The 17,935-nt window shown below is 61.2% G+C and carries 15 protein-coding genes and 1 other RNA gene; 10 read left to right on the top strand and 6 right to left on the bottom strand.

From position 1 onward, the window contains the following. The first annotated feature begins 31 nt into the window (after positions 1-31). A complete protein-coding gene (locus AC07R0_RS24470; protein WP_495076570.1) occupies positions 32-991 on the top strand; it encodes an alpha-E domain-containing protein in 960 nt (319 codons plus the stop codon). 96 nt (positions 992-1,087) lie between these two features. Next, positions 1,088-4,294 carry a bifunctional diguanylate cyclase/phosphodiesterase gene (locus tag AC07R0_RS24465; protein WP_495106840.1) on the top strand — a complete coding sequence of 1,069 codons (3,207 nt, stop codon included), beginning with the start codon at positions 1,088-1,090 and terminating at the stop codon, positions 4,292-4,294. 33 nt (positions 4,295-4,327) lie between these two features. Here AC07R0_RS24465 and AC07R0_RS24460 read toward each other — a convergent pair whose 3' ends face one another. Further along, positions 4,328-4,930, bottom strand: coding sequence for a TIGR00645 family protein (locus AC07R0_RS24460; protein ID WP_495106839.1), 603 nt, complete (start codon positions 4,928-4,930; stop codon positions 4,328-4,330). 150 nt (positions 4,931-5,080) lie between these two features. Between AC07R0_RS24460 and acs the strand changes: the two genes are divergently transcribed. Next, complete coding sequence (acs, locus tag AC07R0_RS24455; protein WP_495106838.1) at positions 5,081-7,078, top strand: acetate--CoA ligase; 1,998 nt, start codon at positions 5,081-5,083, stop codon at positions 7,076-7,078. Between the two features lie 116 nt (positions 7,079-7,194). Here the strand turns inward: acs and AC07R0_RS24450 are convergent, their stop codons facing one another. Continuing rightward, complete coding sequence (locus AC07R0_RS24450) at positions 7,195-7,515, bottom strand: c-type cytochrome (protein ID WP_495106837.1); 321 nt, start codon at positions 7,513-7,515, stop codon at positions 7,195-7,197. Between the two features lie 85 nt (positions 7,516-7,600). On the opposite strand from AC07R0_RS24450, the gene AC07R0_RS24445 reads away from it, so the two are divergent. Further along, positions 7,601-7,843, top strand: coding sequence for a TIGR04438 family Trp-rich protein (locus AC07R0_RS24445; protein WP_495106836.1), 243 nt, complete (start codon positions 7,601-7,603; stop codon positions 7,841-7,843). Between the two features lie 66 nt (positions 7,844-7,909). On the opposite strand, the gene ilvD is transcribed toward AC07R0_RS24445, so the two are convergent. Further along, the gene (ilvD, locus tag AC07R0_RS24440; RefSeq protein ID WP_495076564.1) at positions 7,910-9,604 is read right to left on the bottom strand and encodes a dihydroxy-acid dehydratase; all 1,695 of its coding nucleotides are present in this window, start codon (positions 9,602-9,604) and stop codon (positions 7,910-7,912) included. Between the two features lie 106 nt (positions 9,605-9,710). Here ilvD and AC07R0_RS24435 point away from each other — a divergent pair, with 106 nt between their 5' ends. The 4 genes from AC07R0_RS24435 (at position 9,711) to AC07R0_RS24420 (ending at position 15,535) form a co-directional block, all read left to right on the top strand. Next, positions 9,711-10,613, top strand: a complete 903-nt coding sequence (locus AC07R0_RS24435) for a LysR substrate-binding domain-containing protein (protein ID WP_495106835.1) — start codon at positions 9,711-9,713, stop codon at positions 10,611-10,613. Positions 10,614-10,740: 127 nt separating this feature from the next. Then, on the top strand, positions 10,741-11,553 hold the full coding sequence (gene lgt, locus AC07R0_RS24430; RefSeq protein ID WP_495076562.1) for a prolipoprotein diacylglyceryl transferase: 813 nt from the start codon (positions 10,741-10,743) through the stop codon (positions 11,551-11,553). Between the two features lie 248 nt (positions 11,554-11,801). Beyond that, the gene (locus AC07R0_RS24425) at positions 11,802-13,115 is read left to right on the top strand and encodes a cyclic di-GMP phosphodiesterase (RefSeq protein ID WP_495106834.1); all 1,314 of its coding nucleotides are present in this window, start codon (positions 11,802-11,804) and stop codon (positions 13,113-13,115) included. Beyond that, positions 13,112-15,535 (top strand): sensor domain-containing protein, encoded by a 2,424-nt coding sequence (locus AC07R0_RS24420; RefSeq protein WP_495106833.1) that lies wholly within the window; start codon positions 13,112-13,114, stop codon positions 15,533-15,535. Before AC07R0_RS24425 ends, AC07R0_RS24420 begins: the two co-directional genes overlap by 4 nt. Before the next feature lie 19 nt (positions 15,536-15,554). Here the strand turns inward: AC07R0_RS24420 and ssrS are convergent. From ssrS to AC07R0_RS24405, 3 genes are all read right to left on the bottom strand, one after another. Further along, positions 15,555-15,734: non-coding RNA, 6S RNA (gene ssrS / locus AC07R0_RS24415), on the bottom strand. 47 nt (positions 15,735-15,781) lie between these two features. Continuing rightward, positions 15,782-16,102 (bottom strand): cell division protein ZapA, encoded by a 321-nt coding sequence (locus AC07R0_RS24410; protein ID WP_490593883.1) that lies wholly within the window; start codon positions 16,100-16,102, stop codon positions 15,782-15,784. Then, the gene (locus AC07R0_RS24405) at positions 16,099-16,344 is read right to left on the bottom strand and encodes a DUF904 domain-containing protein (RefSeq protein WP_495076559.1); all 246 of its coding nucleotides are present in this window, start codon (positions 16,342-16,344) and stop codon (positions 16,099-16,101) included. The genes AC07R0_RS24410 and AC07R0_RS24405 overlap by 4 nt, the downstream gene beginning before the upstream one ends. A gap of 150 nt (positions 16,345-16,494) precedes the next feature. Between AC07R0_RS24405 and cobU the strand changes: the two genes are divergently transcribed. Then, positions 16,495-17,076 (top strand): bifunctional adenosylcobinamide kinase/adenosylcobinamide-phosphate guanylyltransferase, encoded by a 582-nt coding sequence (cobU, locus tag AC07R0_RS24400; protein WP_495106832.1) that lies wholly within the window; start codon positions 16,495-16,497, stop codon positions 17,074-17,076. Then, a complete protein-coding gene (locus AC07R0_RS24395; protein ID WP_495106831.1) occupies positions 17,073-17,930 on the top strand; it encodes an ABC transporter substrate-binding protein in 858 nt (285 codons plus the stop codon). The genes cobU and AC07R0_RS24395 overlap by 4 nt, the downstream gene beginning before the upstream one ends. The last annotated feature ends 5 nt before the right edge of the window (positions 17,931-17,935 follow it).

Here is a 17,935-nt window from a genome sequence, read left to right as displayed (position 1 = left end):
CACGTAGACACACAGAACAAGGAACGATCTCATGCTGTCACGCACCGCTGACCATTTATTCTGGATGTCCCGTTACACCGAGCGCGCGGAGAACACAGCGCGCATGTTGGATATCAACTACCAAACAGCGCTGCTGCCCCAGTCCAACGCAGTGGCCCAGGTGGGCCTGCAAGGCCTGTTGTCCATCAGCGAACTGTTGCACCCCTACACCGAAAAGCACGGCGCCATCACCTCCCAGTCGGTAATGGAGTTCATGGTGAAGGACGAAGAAAACCCATCCTCCATCATCTCTTGCCTGCGCGCGGCGCGTGAGAATGCCCGTGCGGTGCGCGGCACCCTGACCACCGAGGTCTGGGAGACGCTGAACACCACCTGGTTGGAAGTCAACCGCATGCTGAAGTCCGGCGAGTTTGAAAATGACCCGGCGCAGTTTTTCGAATGGGTCAAGTTCCGCTCGCATCTGTCGCGCGGCGTGACCCTGGGCACCATGCTGCAGGACGAGGCATTTCACTTCCTGCGCTTGGGTACATTCCTGGAGCGGGCCGACAACACTGCGCGCCTGGTGGATGTCAAGTTCCATGCGGTGCAAAGCGACTTCTTTGGCACTGCCAATGAGAAGGACCAAGAGTACGACTTCTACCACTGGAGCGCTATTTTGCGCAGCGTCTCGGGTTTCGAGGTGTACCGCAAGGTGTACCGCGATGTGATCAAGCCAGAGCGTGTCGCCGAGCTGCTGATTCTGCGCGCCGACATGCCGCGTTCGCTGCACGGCAGCTTGAACGAGGTGCTGAACAATCTGCTGCTGGTGTCCAGCGACCCGGGCAGCGAGACGCTGCGCCGCGCCGGCAAACTGCGTGCCGATTTGCAGTTTGCCCGTATCGATGAAATCCTGGCCACCGGCCTGCATGCTTTCCTGACCCAGTTCCTGGACCGGGTGAATGAGCTGGGCGCGTACATCAGCCGAGAGTTTTTGGTTCCTACCGCCAACTGAGCGGCGGAGAGCTGGCATCTTACTTAGCTCTACTGGAAAGGACTGCCCACCAGGGCAGTTCTTTCCACGTCTTGATTCCGGAGCCCGCCTAACGCCATGGCGTTGACCAACACGTTCACCCGTTGGCTAGGGCGCTTGAGCGTGGGGCGCAAACTTACGCTGATTTACCTGCTGGACCTGACCGCGGTCATTTATGTGTCCGGCATCCTGATCCACGAAAAGTACCTGTCCATTGATTTCACCCGCAAGGAGATCAGAGGCACGGCGTACAGCGTTGCGGTACGAGATGTATTGATGTTGCCCTTTCTGCCATCGCAGAGCGGGCAGAGTGACATTGCGTTGCAACGCTTTCAGCAATTGCGCGAAAGCCTGGACGAAGAGCTGAAAACCACCCAGGCCAGCCAGGAATTCATTTCCGCCTGGCGTATCGCCGCCCGAGTGGACGAGGTGGAGCGCCAAAATGCCTTGAAAGGCATGGTGCGGCAAGGCCGCGAGCTGCTCACCACGGTGGGCAACCAGTCGAATTTGATTCTGGACCCGGACCTGGATAGCTACTACGCCATGTCCCTGGTGGTGCTGCGCTTTCCCGAGTTGCTGGAGGTGCTGAACGACACGGTACGCATACTTCCCAAGGCACCCGCAGCAGACAAAATTCCGTCGGGCGTGACAGACCGGCGCACCGAGCTGTTGATATTGGCTGGCCGACTGGATGCCGTGGCCTTGGGTATTCGTTCCGACTACAACCAGGCATTTGCCGCAGGCACGCCGGTGCAGCGCGCAGCGCTGGAGAATGGACGCAAGCTGCTGGAGCAAAGGCTGGGCGCATTCTTGACTGCCGTGCAGGAGCTGGCCGATGGCAACTCTGATCCCCAGATACTTGCGCAGCTGGGCATCCATTACACCGAGACGCTGGATGCGATGAGCACGGCTTGGGCGAGCACGGCAACCGATCTGGACCGCCTGCTGCATGACCGCGTGGATATGCTGTTCAGTCGCATGTGGCTGGACCTGGGCACGGCACTGCTGCTGTTGTCCTGCATTCTCAGCCTTGTGTATGCGGTGGCCCGGCAGATCTCGCGGCCGCTGAAGCAGCTGGCTTTGGTGGCTGATGCCGTGCGCCAGACCGGCGACCACACGCGGCGCGCTGTGTGGCACAGCCGGGATGAAATAGGCCAATTGGTCACCGCTTTCAATGGCATGCTGGCGCAGCTGGACGAACAGCGCATGGTGCAGCAGGAGACGGCGGCCCGTACCCGTGCAGCCCAGGCGCAGCAGGCTTTGGTGGAGGCTATCCCGATCGCCCTTGTGGTGACTGCCGTACCCGACCACGAGGTACTGCATGCCAATGCACCGGCCCAGCTGTGGCTAGGGGGCAGCACCCGTGACCCCTGGGTAACAGGTCTGGAGCATGGCGTGCGTGCGCGTTTTTTTCAGCACCTGTCCGACCAGGGCAAGGTGGATGAATTCGAGGTGCGCTGGCAGGGTGCTGCCGAGCCGTCCTGGGCCGTGTTGTCAGCGCGTCGCTTGCAGTTTCAAGGGCGGGATGCGGTGCTGACGGCGTTTACCCCCGTCAATGTGCTGAAGGTGATGGAGAAGCGCCTGGAGCTGTGGGCCAAGGTGTTCGAGGCCTCGTCGGAGGGCATCATCATCATGGATCCCAAGCAAAAAATACTCAGTGTGAACCGCGCGTTTTGCCGCAGCACTTCTTACGATTTTTATGAGGTGATTGGTGAGCACTTGGGGTTTTTGATCGAAGGGCCGCAGGCCGCAACCTTGGGGCAACACCTGGATGGCTTTTTACAGGAGCGTGATGCCTGGCAGGGCGAGGTGAATTTTCTCAAGCGTTCGGGCGAGACTTATCCGGCCTGGCTGATGGTGTCGGCCGTACGGGACGGCTCGCGTCTGGGGGCGGTGTCGCAGTACATCGGCATATCCGTAGACATCACCGACCGCAAGCGTACCGAAGCCCGGGTGCAGTATCTGGCGCAGCACGACGTATTGACGGAGTTGCCCAACCGCGCCCTGTGCGTGCTGAGGTTGGAAGAAGCCCTGCAAGCAGCGCGGCGCGACGGCGATCGCGTCGCAGTGCTATTCATTGACCTGGACCGCTTCAAGATCATCAACGACACCTTGGGCCACCATATTGGCGATGGCGTGCTGCGGTCCGTGGCCAGCAGGCTGACACGGGTGGTGCGGGCTGGCGATACGGTCAGTCGGCTGGGTGGCGATGAATATGTGATCGTATTGCGCGGTATTGTCGAACGTAGTGAGGTGCAAGAGATGGTCGAACAGCGGCTGATACCGCTGATTCGGCAGACACACCATGTGGAGGGCAATGCCTTGCATGTGTCTTGCAGTGTGGGTGTGGCGCTGTACCCTGAAGACGGTACGGATCTGGATGAACTGATGCGGCGGGCCGATGCCGCCATGTATGTGGCCAAGAATGCGGGGCGCGATATGCTGCGCTTCTACGAGCCCGAGATCGAACAATTGGCCCAGCACCGGCTGGTATTGGAGCAGCACTTGCGCCAGGCGTTGGCATTGGGCGAGTTCAGCCTGCAGTACCAGCCCAAGGTGAATGCCAATACCCTGGACGTTGTGGGTGTGGAGGCTTTGCTGCGCTGGGACAACCCGGAGCTGGGGGCTGTGCCATCTGCCAGTTTTATTTCCTTGGCCGAAGAGACAGGCCTGATCCGCCCGATCGGAGTCTGGGTGCTGCAAGAGGCTTGTTCGCAGTTGGCACGCTGGCACGGGCAGGGACTGAGCAGCCTCAGTGTGTCGGTCAATCTGTCTGCACTGCAGTTGGCCGACGGCGATCTTGCCGAGCAGGTGCGCCATTGTCTGCAGCAGCACGGTGTCATGCCTGCGGCGCTGGAAATCGAGATCACGGAGTCCGTGCTGATGGGCAACACCAACCTGGCCGAGGAGCAGCTGGTGGCGCTCAAGGCTTTGGGCATCCAGCTATCGATCGATGACTTTGGGACGGGCTATTCCAGTCTGGCGTACCTCAAGCGTTTTGCGATCGACAAGCTGAAAATAGACCAGTCTTTTGTGCGCGACATGTTGACCGATCCGACCGACCTGGCGATTGTTCGCGCCATCATTGCCTTGGGCCATACCCTGGGCCTGAAGGTGGTGGCGGAAGGGGTGGAGGGGGAGCAGGTGGCCGGTCAATTGAGGGCCTTGGCTTGTGACGAACTGCAGGGCTACTATTTTGCGCGTCCTATGGCGGCTGAGGAGCTTGCGAAGTGGTTGATTGAGCGTAAGCAAGGGGCCGAGCGGCGGCGTAGTCTTCTTGTGTGAGCCCGCCCTCGGCGATCGTCAATATGCTTGGACTTAATGTCGAGCGTTGTGGGTGGCCGTCAGCAGCTTGTCGGTGTAGGCGATGGCCAGCGCGCTGAGTAGAAATACGGCGTGGATGATGGTCTGCCACATCAGAACTTTTACCTCGTAATTTGCCGCGTTGATGAAAGTGCGCAGCAAATGTATCGATGAAATACCGATGATGGCGGTCGCCAGCTTGACCTTCAGCACCGAGGCGTTCACATGGCTAAGCCATTCTGGCTGGTCAGGGTGGCCGTCCAGGTTCATGCGGCTGACAAAGGTTTCATAGCCCCCCACAATGACCATGATCAGCAGGTTGGAGATCATCACGACATCGATGAGCGCCAGAACGACCAGCATGATGATGGTTTCATTCAACGCAGTCGGAACGGTCGTGTTTTTGTAGCCCACGCTGGTAACGAGGATCTGTAGCGCATCCTGGTCGCCCAAAGTGGCCTGTATCAGATGCATTAACTCCATTAAAAAATGCACCACGTACACCGCTTGTGCGGCAATCAGGCCGAGGTAGAGCGGCAGCTGTAGCCAGCGGCTAGCAAAAATAAAGCTGGGTAAGGGGCCGAGCGGAGCGTTTTTTGAGGAAGTGGGTTCGGACATATGTGCGCAGAATATTGGTAACTTTACGGCTGGATTGTAGGATTGGGGATACTGTCGATCATTGCCTACTTTGCATGTCAGCGGCGTGTAAGAGCCAAGATTCACATTACCGCCCAGTACATACCAACTACACCCTGAGGAGACAAATCCATGACCAGTTCCAGCTCTGCGATCGAATCCGTGTTGATCGAGAACCGTGTATTCCCCCCTAGCGACGCAATGGTGCAGTCGGCCCGTATTTCAGGTATGGCCGGCTACAACGCTTTGTGTGCCGAAGCCGAGCAGGACTTCGAAGGCTTCTGGAGTCGCTTGGCGCGTGAAAACCTGCAATGGAGCAAGCCGTTCAGCCAGACGCTGGACGAGTCCAATGCGCCGTTTTACAAGTGGTTTGCCGATGGCGAATTGAACGCGTCGGCCAATTGCCTGGACAAGCACATGGGTACGCCCACCGAAAACAAAACCGCGGTGATTTTCGAGGCGGATGACGGCAAGGTGACACACACCAGCTACAAGGAGCTGCTGGCGCGTGTCAGCCAGTTCGCGAATGCGCTGAAGGCCGAAGGCGTTCAAAAAGGCGACCGTGTGCTGATTTACATGCCCATGACGCTGGAAGGTGTGATCGCCATGCAAGCCTGCGCCCGTATTGGCGCGACCCACAGCGTGGTGTTTGGTGGCTTTTCGGCCAAGGCCTTGAACGAACGCATCATCGACGCGGGTGCCGTGGCGGTCATCACCGCCAACTACCAGATGCGCGGCGGCAAGGAACTGCCGCTCAAGGCCATCGTGGATGAGGGTCTGGCTCAGGGCGGTTGCGAGTCGGTGAAATCTATCCTGGTGTACGAGCGTACCCCCACGGCCTGCAATATGGTGGCCGGGCGCGACAAGACCTTTGCCCAGGCAATTGCTGGCCAGAGCAGCGATTGCCCGCCCGTGACGGTGGGGGCTGAACACCCGCTGTTCATCCTCTACACCTCGGGCTCCACCGGCAAACCCAAGGGTGTGCAGCACAGTACCGGCGGCTACTTGCTGTGGGCCAAGCTGACCATGGACTGGACCTTCGACCTGCGTTCTGATGACGTGTTCTGGTGCACCGCCGACATTGGCTGGATCACCGGCCACACCTATGTGGCCTACGGCCCGCTGGCGGCGGGCGCCACGCAGATCATTTTTGAAGGCATTCCCACCTACCCGAATGCGGGCCGCTTCTGGCAGATGATCGAGCGCCACAAGTGCAGCATTTTCTACACCGCGCCTACGGCCATCCGCTCGCTGATCAAGGCAGCCGAATCCGATCCCGCCGTGCACCCGGACCGCTCCAACCTGGACAGCCTGCGTATCCTCGGCTCGGTTGGCGAGCCCATCAACCCCGAGGCCTGGATGTGGTACTACAAGAATGTGGGCCACGAGCGTTGCCCGATTGTGGATACCTTCTGGCAGACCGAAACCGGTGGCCACATGATGTCGCCCATGCCCGGCGCCACACCATTGGTGCCCGGTAGCTGCACCTTGCCGTTGCCCGGCATCATGGCTGCCATCGTGGACGAGGTGGGTAATGACATTCCCAACGGCACGGGTGGCCTGCTGGTGGTCAAACGTCCCTGGCCCAGCATGATCCGCACTATCTGGAACGACCCTGAGCGCTACAAGAAGAGTTATTTTCCCGAGGAAATGGGCGGCAAGATCTACCTGGCCGGCGATGGCGCCGTGCGCAGTGCAGACCGTGGCTACTTCCGCATCACCGGCCGTATTGACGACGTGCTGAACGTGTCCGGCCACCGCATGGGCACGATGGAGATTGAGTCGGCCCTGGTGTCGCACACCTCCCTGGTGGCCGAAGCCGCCGTGGTGGGTCGCCCGGATGATCTGACCGGGGAAGCCATCTGCGCCTTCGTGGTGCTCAAGCGCGGCTGCCCGACGGGTGATGAAGCCAAGCAGATCGCCAACGAGCTGCGCGCCTGGGTGGGCAAGGAAATTGGCCCCATCGCCAAGCCCAAGGACATCCGCTTCGGCGACAACTTGCCCAAGACCCGCAGCGGCAAAATCATGCGCCGTCTGCTGCGCAACCTGGCCAAGGGCGAAGCGGTCACGCAAGACACGTCGACGCTGGAGAACCCAGCGATCCTGGGGCAGCTGGGGCAAACCTATTAATTGACGTCGCTATATTTTATATAGCTGCTGGCGCAGGTGGTATCTGCGCTAGAGGCCTAAAATGCTTGAAAGCCCGCGCACATGCTGCGGGCTTTTTTTATGGCTGAACCGTTGCCTTATTTCAGTGTCAGCACCCAGGCTGCCAGTTTTTTGGCATCGGCCTCGCTGACGCGCTCATTCGCCGGCATGGGTAGTGGGCCCCAGTTGCAACTGCCAGATGGGCACACGCTGCCTTTGCGGATGGTGTTGGCCAGGCGGTCGGCGGCGGTCTTGTCGGCCTGGTATTTGGCGGCTATGTCTTTGAATGCTGGCCCTACCTTTTTTCTGTCGACGGAGTGGCAGCCCAGGCAGTTCTGGGAGGTGGCCAGCGCCAGGTCTGCCAGGGCCGGGCTGGCCACGCTGCAGGCCAGCATCAAACTGAGTAGTGTGCGTAGCATTGTCTGGTGTGGTGTTGGAGTAAAGTGCTTGGTGGAAATTGTAGGCAAGGTCGATTGCGGCATGTGCCCGTACCAGGAGGCGAAAATGTTGTTCTTATTCATCGGGGTAGTGACCCTGGTCATGAAGTATATGGAGTGGGCTCCGGTGGCCGGCTGGGACTGGTGGGTCGTACTGTCGCCGTTTGCCCTGGCCGCTCTGTGGTGGGCATGGTCCGATGCCAGTGGCCGTACCAAGCGCAAGGTCATGGAGCGCGAAGACAAGCGTAAGCAGGCGCGTATCGACAAGCACCGTGACGCCCTGGGCCTGCCGCCCAAGCGGCCTCGCTGAATCTGTCCGCGCAAGTAAAAAAGCCCAAGGCCGTGCGGCCTTGGGCTTTTTTATGGGGGCCAGTTTTTAGTACGCGTCCAACACCGCACCCTTGCTGGCGCTGGATGCATTGAAGGCGAACTTGGCCTGCACGCCACGGGTGTAGCGCGGCGCGGGCGGGGTCCAGCCTTCGCGGCGCTTGGCGATCTCGGCCTCGGGCACGTTCAGCTCCAGGATCAGCTTGTGCGCATCGATGGTGATGGAGTCACCCTCTTGCACAAAGGCAATGGTGCCGCCTGCAGCCGCTTCCGGTGCCACATGGCCGACCACCATGCCCCAGGTGCCGCCGGAGAAACGGCCGTCGGTGATTAGGCCCACGCTTTCACCCAGGCCGGCACCAATCAGTGCACCCGTGGGGGCCAGCATCTCGGGCATGCCCGGGCCGCCCTTGGGGCCTAGGTAGCGCAGTACCATCACGTCGCCAGCCACGATCTTGCCAGCCAGAATGGCCGCCAACGCGGACTGTTCGTCGTCGAACACGCGCGCCGGGCCGGTGATGACCGGGTTCTTCAGGCCGGTGATCTTGGCCACGGCACCTTCGGGCGACAGGTTGCCCTTCAGGATGGCTAAGTGGCCTTCTGCGTACATGGGCTTGTCGATCGGGCGGATCACGTCCTGGTCGGCGCGTGGCACATCAGGCACATCCTTCAGCACTTCGGCAATGGTCTGGCCGCTGATGGTGATGCAGTCGCCGTGCAGCAGACCGGCGGCCAGCAGCGTCTTCATCACTTGTGGGATGCCACCGGCCTGGTGCAGGTCTACCGCCAGGTACTTGCCGCTGGGCTTCAGGTCGCAGATGACGGGCACTTTCTTGCGCATGCGCTCGAAGTCGTCAATGCTCCATTCGACGCCGGCCGCATGCGCGATGGCCAGGAAGTGCAGCACCGCATTGGTCGAGCCGCCGGTGGCCATGATCACGGCCACGGCGTTCTCGATGGCCTTCTTGGTCACGATGTCGCGTGGCTTCAGATCCTTCTTGATGGCCTCGATCAGCACCTTGGCCGACTCCTTGGCCGAATTCATCTTCTCGTCATGCGGGTTGGCCATGGTGGACGAGTAGGGTAGCGAGATGCCCAAGGCTTCGAAGGCGCTGGACATGGTGTTGGCCGTGTACATGCCGCCGCAGGAGCCGGTGCCGGGGATGGCGCGTTTTTCGATTTCCAGCAGGTCTTCGTCGCTCATATTGCCGGCGGCGTTCTGGCCCACGGCTTCGAACACGCTGACGATGTTCAGGTCCTGGCCCTTGTAGCGGCCAGGCAGGATGGTGCCACCGTACACATAGATGGCGGGCACATTGGCGCGCAGCATGCCCATCAGACCGCCGGGCATGTTCTTGTCGCAACCACCGACCACCACCACGCCATCCATCCACTGACCACCCACGCAGGTTTCGATGCAGTCGCTGATGACTTCGCGGCTGACCAGCGAGTACTTCATGCCTTCCGTACCCATGGCCATGCCGTCGGAAATGGTCGGGGTGCCGAAGACTTGGGCGTTACCGCCGGCTTCTTCAATACCCGCGATGGCCGCATCGGCCAGCTTTTGCAGACCGGAGTTGCACGGCGTGATGGTGCTGTGGCCGTTGGCGACGCCCACCATGGGCTTCTTGAAGTCACCTTCTTCGTAGCCCATGGCGTAGTACATGGAGCGGTTGGGCGCGCGCGACTTGCCTTCGGTGATGTTCTTGGAGCGGGGGTTGAGGATGATGGGTTTGGTTTCCATGGTGTCTCTTTTCAGCGTGGGGAGGTGTTTTTTGCAGCGCTGAGTATGCTACGTGTGAAAACCAGGGTCCAATCTATTTTTAGATGCCTATTAATATGCTGTACATATGAATACGATTGAACTACGCCTGTGGAACCAGTTCGCCGTGCTGGCTGAGGAGCTGCACTTTGGCCGCGCAGCGCAGCGCCTGTTCATGACCCAGCCACCGCTGACCCAGGCCATTGCGCAGCTGGAGAAACGGCTTGCAGCGCGCTTGTTTGACCGCACCAAACGCAGCGTGCAACTGACGGCTACCGGCCGTGCCTTGCTGCCCGAGGTGCTGGATCTGCTGGCCCGTGCCCAGGCTTTGCCTGAGCACGCGCGGGCGGCGGCGGCGGGCGAGCTGGGGCGCTTGCGGCTGGCTTTTGTGTCCACGGTGGGCTTTGCCCTGCTACCCCAATGGGTGCGCGGCTTTCGGGCGTTGTACCCCAAGGTGCAAATGGAACTGGTCGAAGCCACGGGTGACGTGCAGCTGGAGGCGTTTACGCGTGGCGAGCTGGATGCGGGCTTTATGCTGCACGCGCCCGGCTTTGTGCCGCCTGGCCTGGCACGCCAGGTGGTCAGCCGCGAGGCGCTGGTGCTGGCTCTGCCCGAGCAGCATGCCCTGGCCGCGCAACCCAGCTTGGCTCTGGCCGACGTGCTGGACCAAGCCCTGGTGATCTTCCCGCGCCGCATCGTGCCTTCTTTATATGACGCGATCTTTGGCGTGTACCACGCCGCCGGGCGCCTGCCCGAGGTGGCGCAAGAGGCAATACAGATGCAGACCATCGTAAACCTGGTGTCCGCCGGCTTGGGCCTGGCGTGGGTGCCGCAGAGCGTGACCCAGTTCCAGCGGCCGGGGGTGGTGTACCGGGCGCTGGCTGATGCGGTTGGTGTGCCGGGCTGCGAAACCAGTCTGGTCTGGGCGGAGCAGGGGGCCGGCCCGTCGCTTGAGCGGTTTGTGGAGTTTGTGGGGCAGGGTGCTGTTTAGGATAGCTATATCTTTGATAGCTGCTTGCGCAGTTGTTATCTGCGTCAGAGGCATATTTTTCATGTAATTTCAAACCGGGCTCCTGGCTTTACCGGCCGGCAACATGGCTGCATGCAAAATAGCCGCCATGCTGATCCACCCCCAAATCAACCCCATCGCCCTGCAACTCGGGCCCCTGGCTGTCCATTGGTATGGACTGACCTATCTGGCCGCGTTTGCCTTGTTCATGTTTTTGGGTACGCGCCGCTTGCGGCATCCGCCCTTTGTCCATATCCAGGGTCCTGGTGCCTGGGCCAGCAAGGACGTGGAGGACATTTTGTTTCTGGGCGTGATGGGTGTGGTGCTGGGTGGGCGCATTGGCTACTGCCTGTTTTACAAGCCCGACTTTTACTTGAGCCACCCGCTGGAGATTTTGTACGTCTGGCAGGGCGGCATGTCCTTCCACGGTGGCCTGTTGGGCGTGATTGCGTCCATGGTCTGGTTTGCCCATTCGCGCAAACGGCCGTTTTGGCAGGTGGCTGACTTTGTGGCGCCTTGCGTTCCCACCGGCCTGGCCGCGGGCCGGGTGGGTAATTTCATCAATGGTGAACTCTGGGGGCGGCTGAGTTCACCCGATCTGCCCTGGGGCATGGTGTTCCGCGACGGCGGCCCGCTGCCACGCCATCCCTCGCAGGTCTACCAGTTCCTGATGGAGGGCCTGCTGCTGTTCATTCTGCTGTGGTTGTATGCGCGCAAGGAGCGTGCACAGGGCCAGGTGGCGGCCGCCTTCCTGTTTGGCTACGGGGTGTTCCGTTTTATTGCAGAGTTTTTCCGCGAGCCAGATGCTTTCCTGGGCTTACTCTCTCTGGGTATGAGCATGGGCCAATGGTTGTGCGTGCCGATGATCTTGGGCGGTGCCGGCGCATGGTGGTGGCTGGGGCGCCGGCGTAGGACGGATTAAGACGGCCTTTACCGCTTATTTTCGTTACATCTTTTGCTATTTAATTGGTAGCATTCGTTAGAGTTTTTTGGACGCTGTGGTGCTGTTCCTAGGGTTCTGCTCTATGAATTTGCGCAAATCCGCAACCGATAACAGGGGGGGGCGAGGGGATGTCGGTTTCAAGGAACTATTTCACGCCTGGTAACAAAATGTCACCCCTAGGCTGCATAATTAAACGATGCCACTTTTAGCTGTAGCCACATAAGACCATGGGAGAACGCGTCGCCAAATGGATTGATGTCGCGCAGCTGCGCCACGGCATGTTTATCCAGCTGGAGCTAGGCTGGATGGACCACCCCTTTCCCAAGGGTAGTTTCAAGATTACTTCGGACGACCAGATCAAGACGATTCTTTCCTTGGGTCTGAGCCGCGTTCGTTATTTCCCCGACCAGAGCGACGAGGTTCCCGAGGTGCCTGATGGGCCTCAGCATGAGCCTGTGTCCGATCCGTCGGGGCTTTTTAAGCCGGAACATGAGCCGGTAGCCCCGTTGCACTCAAGTGGGCAAGACCGTGTACGTGATCTGCGTCGTGAGCGTCTGGAGGCGCAGCGGCGCAGTCTGGCCTTGTGCGAACGGCGGTTTGGCGAGGCCACGCAACAATACCGACGTTTGACCGAACAGGTCGCCCAGCGGCCTGTACAGCTGCATGACGAAAGCCGGGCGCTGGTGGGGCGCTGTGTGCAGGACTTGCTGGCCGAGAGCGAGTCTGCCATCCGCCTGTTGTCCGAGGCCATGGGTGAACGCAGTGCCGTGCACCCCGTAAATGTGATGGTGATTTCCATGCTGCTGGGCAAAGCATTGGGCCTGCCATCTGCGGCGCTGGCCGACCTGGGCCTGGCCGGGCTGCTGCACGATCTTGGCAAGATCCAGATGCCTGATCGCCTGCGCTCCGCAGATCCGGGGTTTTCAGCGTCCGAACTGCAGGCCTACCAGGAGCATGTGGACCTGAGCCTGGTATTGGCGCGGCGCATGGGGGCATCGGAGGATGTTTTGCGCGCCATGTCGCAACACCACGAACTGGCCGACGGCAGCGGTTTTCCATCGGGCCTGGTGGGCGCAAACATGTCGGACATGGGCAAGATACTGGCCCTGGTCAACCGTTATGACAATCTGTGCAACCCACCCAGGCTGGTGAATGCGCTGACGCCGCACGAGGCCTTGTCCCTGATTTTTGCGCAGATGAAGTCGCGTTTCGACGCGGTTACCCTGGGCGCTTTCGTGCGCATGATGGGTGTGTATCCACCGGGTTCGGTGGTGCAGCTGGTGAACGACGGCTATGCCATGGTGGTGTCGGTCAATTCCAGCCGGCCGCTGAAACCCAGTGTGATTGTTTTTGATGCCAGTGTGCCGCGCGACGAAGCGCTGATCGTCAATCTGGAACATGCGCCCGAGATGGGCATTCGCCGCAGCCTGAAGCCGTCGCAGCTGCCGCGCGCGGTGCAGGACTATCTGTCTCCGCGTCAGCGGGTAGCGTACTACTTCGAGCAGATGCCCCATTACGAGAGGCCAGGTAGCGACACATGACGGCTTCCGTGTTGGGGACGCTGATCGAGGGCTTGCCAGAAGCCGTGTGGATTGTGTCGGGTGCAAATTACGCCGTGATGGAAGTCAACGTCGCCGCGCTGGATTTGCTGGGCATGTTGCGGCAACAGGTGGTAGGCCAGCAGGTCACGGTGTTCCTGGCGGCGCTGGAAGATGTTTTTTTCTGGAGCGAATTAGAGCAGGGTGGTTCACAGCGTATACGCTCCGAAACCACGTTGCGCTGCGGTAATGGCAACAGCCGATCGGTGGAGCGCTCTGTCAACCCGGTGCTGTTGCCGGATGGCAGCTCTGTCTACGTGGTGGGACTGCGTGATCTGGGGCCGCTGCGCCAGGTTGAGGGCCAGCTGGAACTGGTGCTGGCCGAGATGCAAGCCACGCTGGAGTCCACGGTGGACGGCATATTGGCCTGCAACCTGAATGGTGTGGTCACAGTGTGCAACCAGCGCTTTTCGGAGTTGTGGGCTGCACCACACGCGCTTTTACAGGGGCGCAATAGCCAGGCCTTGTACGCGCATATGTCAGAGTCCGTGCACAACGCCGCGGTATACCGCCGGCGCATGGAGCACATTGTTGCGACACCGCTCTACCAGGGAACAGACATCGTCTTGCTGCGCAACGGCCGCGTGCTGGAGCGCGTGACCCGGCCGCAAATGAGCCAGGGCCGAGCCATCGGGCGGGTGTATTCGTTTCGCGATATCACCGATCGCGTCGAGTCCGAGGCCAAGCTGCAGCTGGCGGGCAAGGTCTTCGAGGCCAGCCTGGACGCGATTTTCATCGCCGATGCGCAGCACCATGTGGTGGCCATCAATCCGGTGTGCATGCGCTTGAGCCGCTGCCTGGAATCGCAATTGCTGGGTCGCTACATTCCAGACCTTTTTCGGGATACCAGCGGCACTGCCTTGTTCTCGCGCATCCAGGGCGGCTGGCAGCGTGACGGCCACTGGGATGGCGAGGCCCTGCATACCCGGGGTGATGACAGCGTCTGTACTGTTCACCTGTCCTGGATTGCCGTGCGTGACGCCCAGGGGCAGATCGTGCAGAGCATAGGTTTCTTCAAGGACTTGACCGAAAAGAAGGCCAACCACCAGCGCATCGAGCAGTTGGCCTATACGGATGTGCTGACCGGCTTGCCAAACCGTCTGATGCTGTCTCAGCGGGTGGACTTTGCGCTGCGCCTGGCGGAGCGCGATGGAGGCGAATTCGCCATCCTCATTCTGGACCTGGACCGCTTCAAGAACATCAATGACTCCTTGGGCCATTTGTTTGGCGACCGGGTGCTGGTCGAGGTCGGACGCCGCATGGCGGCCTGCCTGCGCCAGGTCGATACGCTGTGCCGCCTGGGCGGGGACGAGTTCGTCATGTACCTGCACCAGGCCGATTCGGAAGGCGCAAAGATGGTGGCCGAGCGGGTGCTGGAAAGCATGACCGAACCCTTCCATATGGACGACATGGACTTTTCGGTGGGTTGCAGCATCGGCGTGGCCATGTACCCTTCTGATGGGCAAAACCTGGACGACATGATCAAGGCGGCAGACACCGCCATGAACCGTGCCAAGGAGCGAGGGCGTGGCCATTTCCGCTTCTACCAACCGCAGATGAATGTGGCCCTGCTGTCGCGCATGAAGATGGAGCACCGCCTGCGCCTGGCGCTGGATGCTGGCCATCTGCAGCTGTACTACCAGCCCCAGGTCAACCTGGGCGATGGCGAGGTGCTGGGGGTGGAGGCCTTGATACGCTGGTTCGACCCCGAACTGGGCCAGGTGTCGCCGGCTCACTTCATTCCGCTGGCCGAAGAGTCTGGCTACATCACCACGATTGGCTCCTGGGTGCTGACCGAGGCCGTGCGCCAGGCTGCGGTCTGGCAGCGCGCGGGAACGGCGCGCACTGTATCGGTGAATGTCTCGGCTTTGCAGTTCCAGCAGGCCGATTTTGTGGAGCGGGTGGCCGGTGTTTTGCACCAATTTGGGCTGGACCCTCGGCTGCTGGACCTGGAGCTTACCGAGTCCATTTTGGTGCAGGACGCGGAAGAGGCTTTTGCGCGTCTGCAGGCGCTGGCTGCGCTGGGCGTGGTGCTGTCGATTGACGATTTCGGTACCGGCTATTCCAGCCTGGCGTATCTGAAGAAGTTTCCCATCCACAAACTCAAGATCGACCGCTCATTCATCCGCGGGCTGCCGTCGGACGAAAGCGATCTGGCTATCGTCAGCGCCATCATCCAGATGGGCCGTGCGCTTAAGCTCACCATCATCGCGGAGGGTGTGGAAACCATAGCCCAGCGCCAGGTACTGCAGGGCTTGCGTTGTGAGCAGTACCAGGGGTTTTTGTATTCGGCGGCGGTGCCGAGTGGCGATCTCGACAGCGTGATCGACGATGCGGTCGGAAGGTTTGCCGAGGCCCGATGAAAGGGGCGACGCAGGGTAGAGGGTGTCTGCGAATGTCACCGGACCGGCATCCTGAACCGGGGTTCAGGTGGGCTAGGTCACCCTGAAGTTGGGTTCATCTAACGCGAGATGATCACGCTCCCCAGGGGATATTCCAGGCCCGGGCTCATAGAGCATTGGTTCAAGGAAATATAAAGCCCAGCATACATCGCAGACAACCCGATTCTAGGCGATTCAGCGCAGCGCCAACGTACCGGAAGTAAAGTTCTAGAGCAATTGCCCGTCGTCGCCCAGGGCCAGGTCGAGCTTGGTGATGAGGGCTGCCAGCGCGGGGTCGCCGTCCTCTGCGGCTTCGGCGCGGGGGCTGAGCGGTGCGGCGGCCGGGTTGTTGCGGTCGGACAGGTCGAACGCCAGGTTCAGCGCGGCCAGCACGGCAATGCGGTCGCGTGCCTTGATCTTGCCACCATCGCGGATGGCGCACATGGCTGTGTCCACCATCTTCACCGCATCCAGCAAACGGGCTTCACCGTCCTCGGGGCAACCCAGGCGGTAACTTTGGCCCAGGATCTGTACTTCCACTTGCTTCATGGCTGGTCCTTGCGGGGGGCTGCGCGCACGGCTGGCGGGCTGCTGATTTCTGGCAGGCGTTCCAGCAGGGCGTCGATGCGGGCACGCGCTGCGCCCAGGCGGGACTTCAGCGAGTCGCGTTCCTGGGCCAGGCTGTTGACCTGTTCGGTCAGCAATTGGTTGGTGCGTTGCAGCTCGCGGTAACGCAGCAGCAGGCGCTCGGTGCGTTCAGCAATGTGTTCAATTTGGGTGGGGGAGGCCATAAGCTCTGTGATTGTAGTGGTGCGCTGCGGCGCGCGTAAAATCATAGACCCGCCACGCGCAGCATGGTTCACGCGCTGGCTAGCCCGGGCCTGCGGTCTGCAGACCACAGCTTCCATCCTCTGTTTCCACGCACCAGCTTATCCAGGACCATGCCCGTCCACACCTTTCGCAGTGAACTCATACTCGGCGGCCAGAAAAGTGGCAAGTCGCGCCGGGCCGAACAACTGGCCGCCGACTGGCTGGCCGCATCGCCCGCACACCGCGCTGTTTTCATCGCCACCGCCCAGCCCTGGGACGACGAAATGCGTGTGCGCATTGCCCGCCACCAAAGCGACCGGGCCGAGCGCGTGCCCGGCATGGCCACGGTGGAGGAGCCGCTGCGCCTGGGCGAGGCCATAGCTCAGCACAGCCGAGCCGACACCCTGGTGGTGGTGGACTGTCTAACGCTCTGGTTGACGAACTTGCTGATGCCGCCAGACTTTGAAGAAAAAAGGCCTGCAGCGCAGGAAGTACCAGCGCCAGTAGCTATATTTTTGGAAGCAATCACGCAGGCACCCGGCCCGCTGGTGCTGGTGGGCAACGAGATCGGCCTGGGCGTGATTCCGCTGGGGCGCGAGGTGCGCGCCTTCGTGGATGCGTTGGGCAGTCTGAACCAGCAGGTGGCGCAGCGCTGCCAGCGGGTCACCTTGATGGCCGCTGGTTTGCCCCTGAGCCTGAAGGGTGCTGCTTGAAGCTGCCCGATCTGTTTCTGTGGCTGCTGCTATGCCTAGCTCTGCCAGCCCAGGCGCTGCAGCTTACCGACGACCGAGGCACGCTGGTGCAGTTCAGCCAGGCGCCGCAGCGCATCGTCAGCCTGCTGCCGTCCTTGACCGAAAGCGTTTGTGCGCTGGACCAGTGCCAGCGCCTGGTGGGTGTGGACCGCTATTCCAACTACCCGGCCAGCGTGCGCGGCCTGCCGCAGGTGGGTGGCGGGTTGGACCCGAATATCGAGGCCATCGTCGCCCTGCGGCCCGACGTGGTGGTGCTGGCCACCGCCTCGCGCGCCAGTGCGCGGCTGGAAGCGCTGGGCCTGAAGGTGGTGGCGCTGGAGCCGAAAACCTCGGCCGATGTACGCCGCGTGCTGGACAAGCTGGGCCTGCTGCTGGAGGTGCCCGATGCCGCCCGCATCTGGCGCAACATCGATGCCGGCGTGGCCGCTGCTGCGCAGTCGTTGCCCGCCCGGGTCAAGAACACGCGGGTGTATTTCGAGGTGAATGCGGCGCCCTATGCCGCTGGCACTGCCTCCTTCATCGGTGAAACCCTGGCCCGCCTGGGCGCGCAAAACGTGGTGCCGGCCGCGCTGGGGCCATTCCCCAAACTGAACCCCGAATTCGTGGTGCGCGCCAACCCGGACCTGATCATGGTGGGCGACCGCAACGCGTTGAATATGGCGCAGCGCCCCGGCTGGGCGGGCATACGCGCCATCCGTGAAAAGCGCGTTTGCGTCTTCACGCCCGAGCAGTCGGACACCCTGGTGCGCCCCGGCCCGCGCATGGCCGAGGCGGCCCGCACCATGGCCGCTTGCCTGCAGGACAAAGCGCCTTGACAGGC

Source organism: Rhodoferax sp. GW821-FHT07F03 (assembly GCF_059418745.1).
The sequence above is the reverse complement of the archived record's forward strand: the minus strand, read 5'-3'. Positions and strand labels throughout refer to the sequence as shown.

Bases quoted from the DNA above. Each gene is read 5' to 3' on its own strand.
- AC07R0_RS24410 (WP_490593883.1), bottom strand. From the start codon at position 16,102: ATGAAGCAAGTGGAAGTACAGATCCTGGGCCAAAGTTACCGCCTGGGT.
- lgt (WP_495076562.1), top strand. From the start codon at position 10,741: ATGCTGATCCACCCCCAAATCAACCCCATCGCCCTGCAACTCGGGCCC.
- AC07R0_RS24420 (WP_495106833.1), top strand. From the start codon at position 13,112: ATGACGGCTTCCGTGTTGGGGACGCTGATCGAGGGCTTGCCAGAAGCC.
- ilvD (WP_495076564.1), bottom strand. From the start codon at position 9,604: ATGGAAACCAAACCCATCATCCTCAACCCCCGCTCCAAGAACATCACC.
- AC07R0_RS24435 (WP_495106835.1), top strand. From the start codon at position 9,711: ATGAATACGATTGAACTACGCCTGTGGAACCAGTTCGCCGTGCTGGCT.
- acs (WP_495106838.1), top strand. From the start codon at position 5,081: ATGACCAGTTCCAGCTCTGCGATCGAATCCGTGTTGATCGAGAACCGT.
- AC07R0_RS24445 (WP_495106836.1), top strand. From the start codon at position 7,601: ATGTTGTTCTTATTCATCGGGGTAGTGACCCTGGTCATGAAGTATATG.
- AC07R0_RS24450 (WP_495106837.1), bottom strand. From the start codon at position 7,515: ATGCTACGCACACTACTCAGTTTGATGCTGGCCTGCAGCGTGGCCAGC.
- AC07R0_RS24465 (WP_495106840.1), top strand. From the start codon at position 1,088: ATGGCGTTGACCAACACGTTCACCCGTTGGCTAGGGCGCTTGAGCGTG.
- AC07R0_RS24405 (WP_495076559.1), bottom strand. From the start codon at position 16,344: ATGGCCTCCCCCACCCAAATTGAACACATTGCTGAACGCACCGAGCGC.
- AC07R0_RS24470 (WP_495076570.1), top strand. From the start codon at position 32: ATGCTGTCACGCACCGCTGACCATTTATTCTGGATGTCCCGTTACACC.
- AC07R0_RS24460 (WP_495106839.1), bottom strand. From the start codon at position 4,930: ATGTCCGAACCCACTTCCTCAAAAAACGCTCCGCTCGGCCCCTTACCC.
- cobU (WP_495106832.1), top strand. From the start codon at position 16,495: ATGCCCGTCCACACCTTTCGCAGTGAACTCATACTCGGCGGCCAGAAA.
- AC07R0_RS24425 (WP_495106834.1), top strand. From the start codon at position 11,802: ATGGGAGAACGCGTCGCCAAATGGATTGATGTCGCGCAGCTGCGCCAC.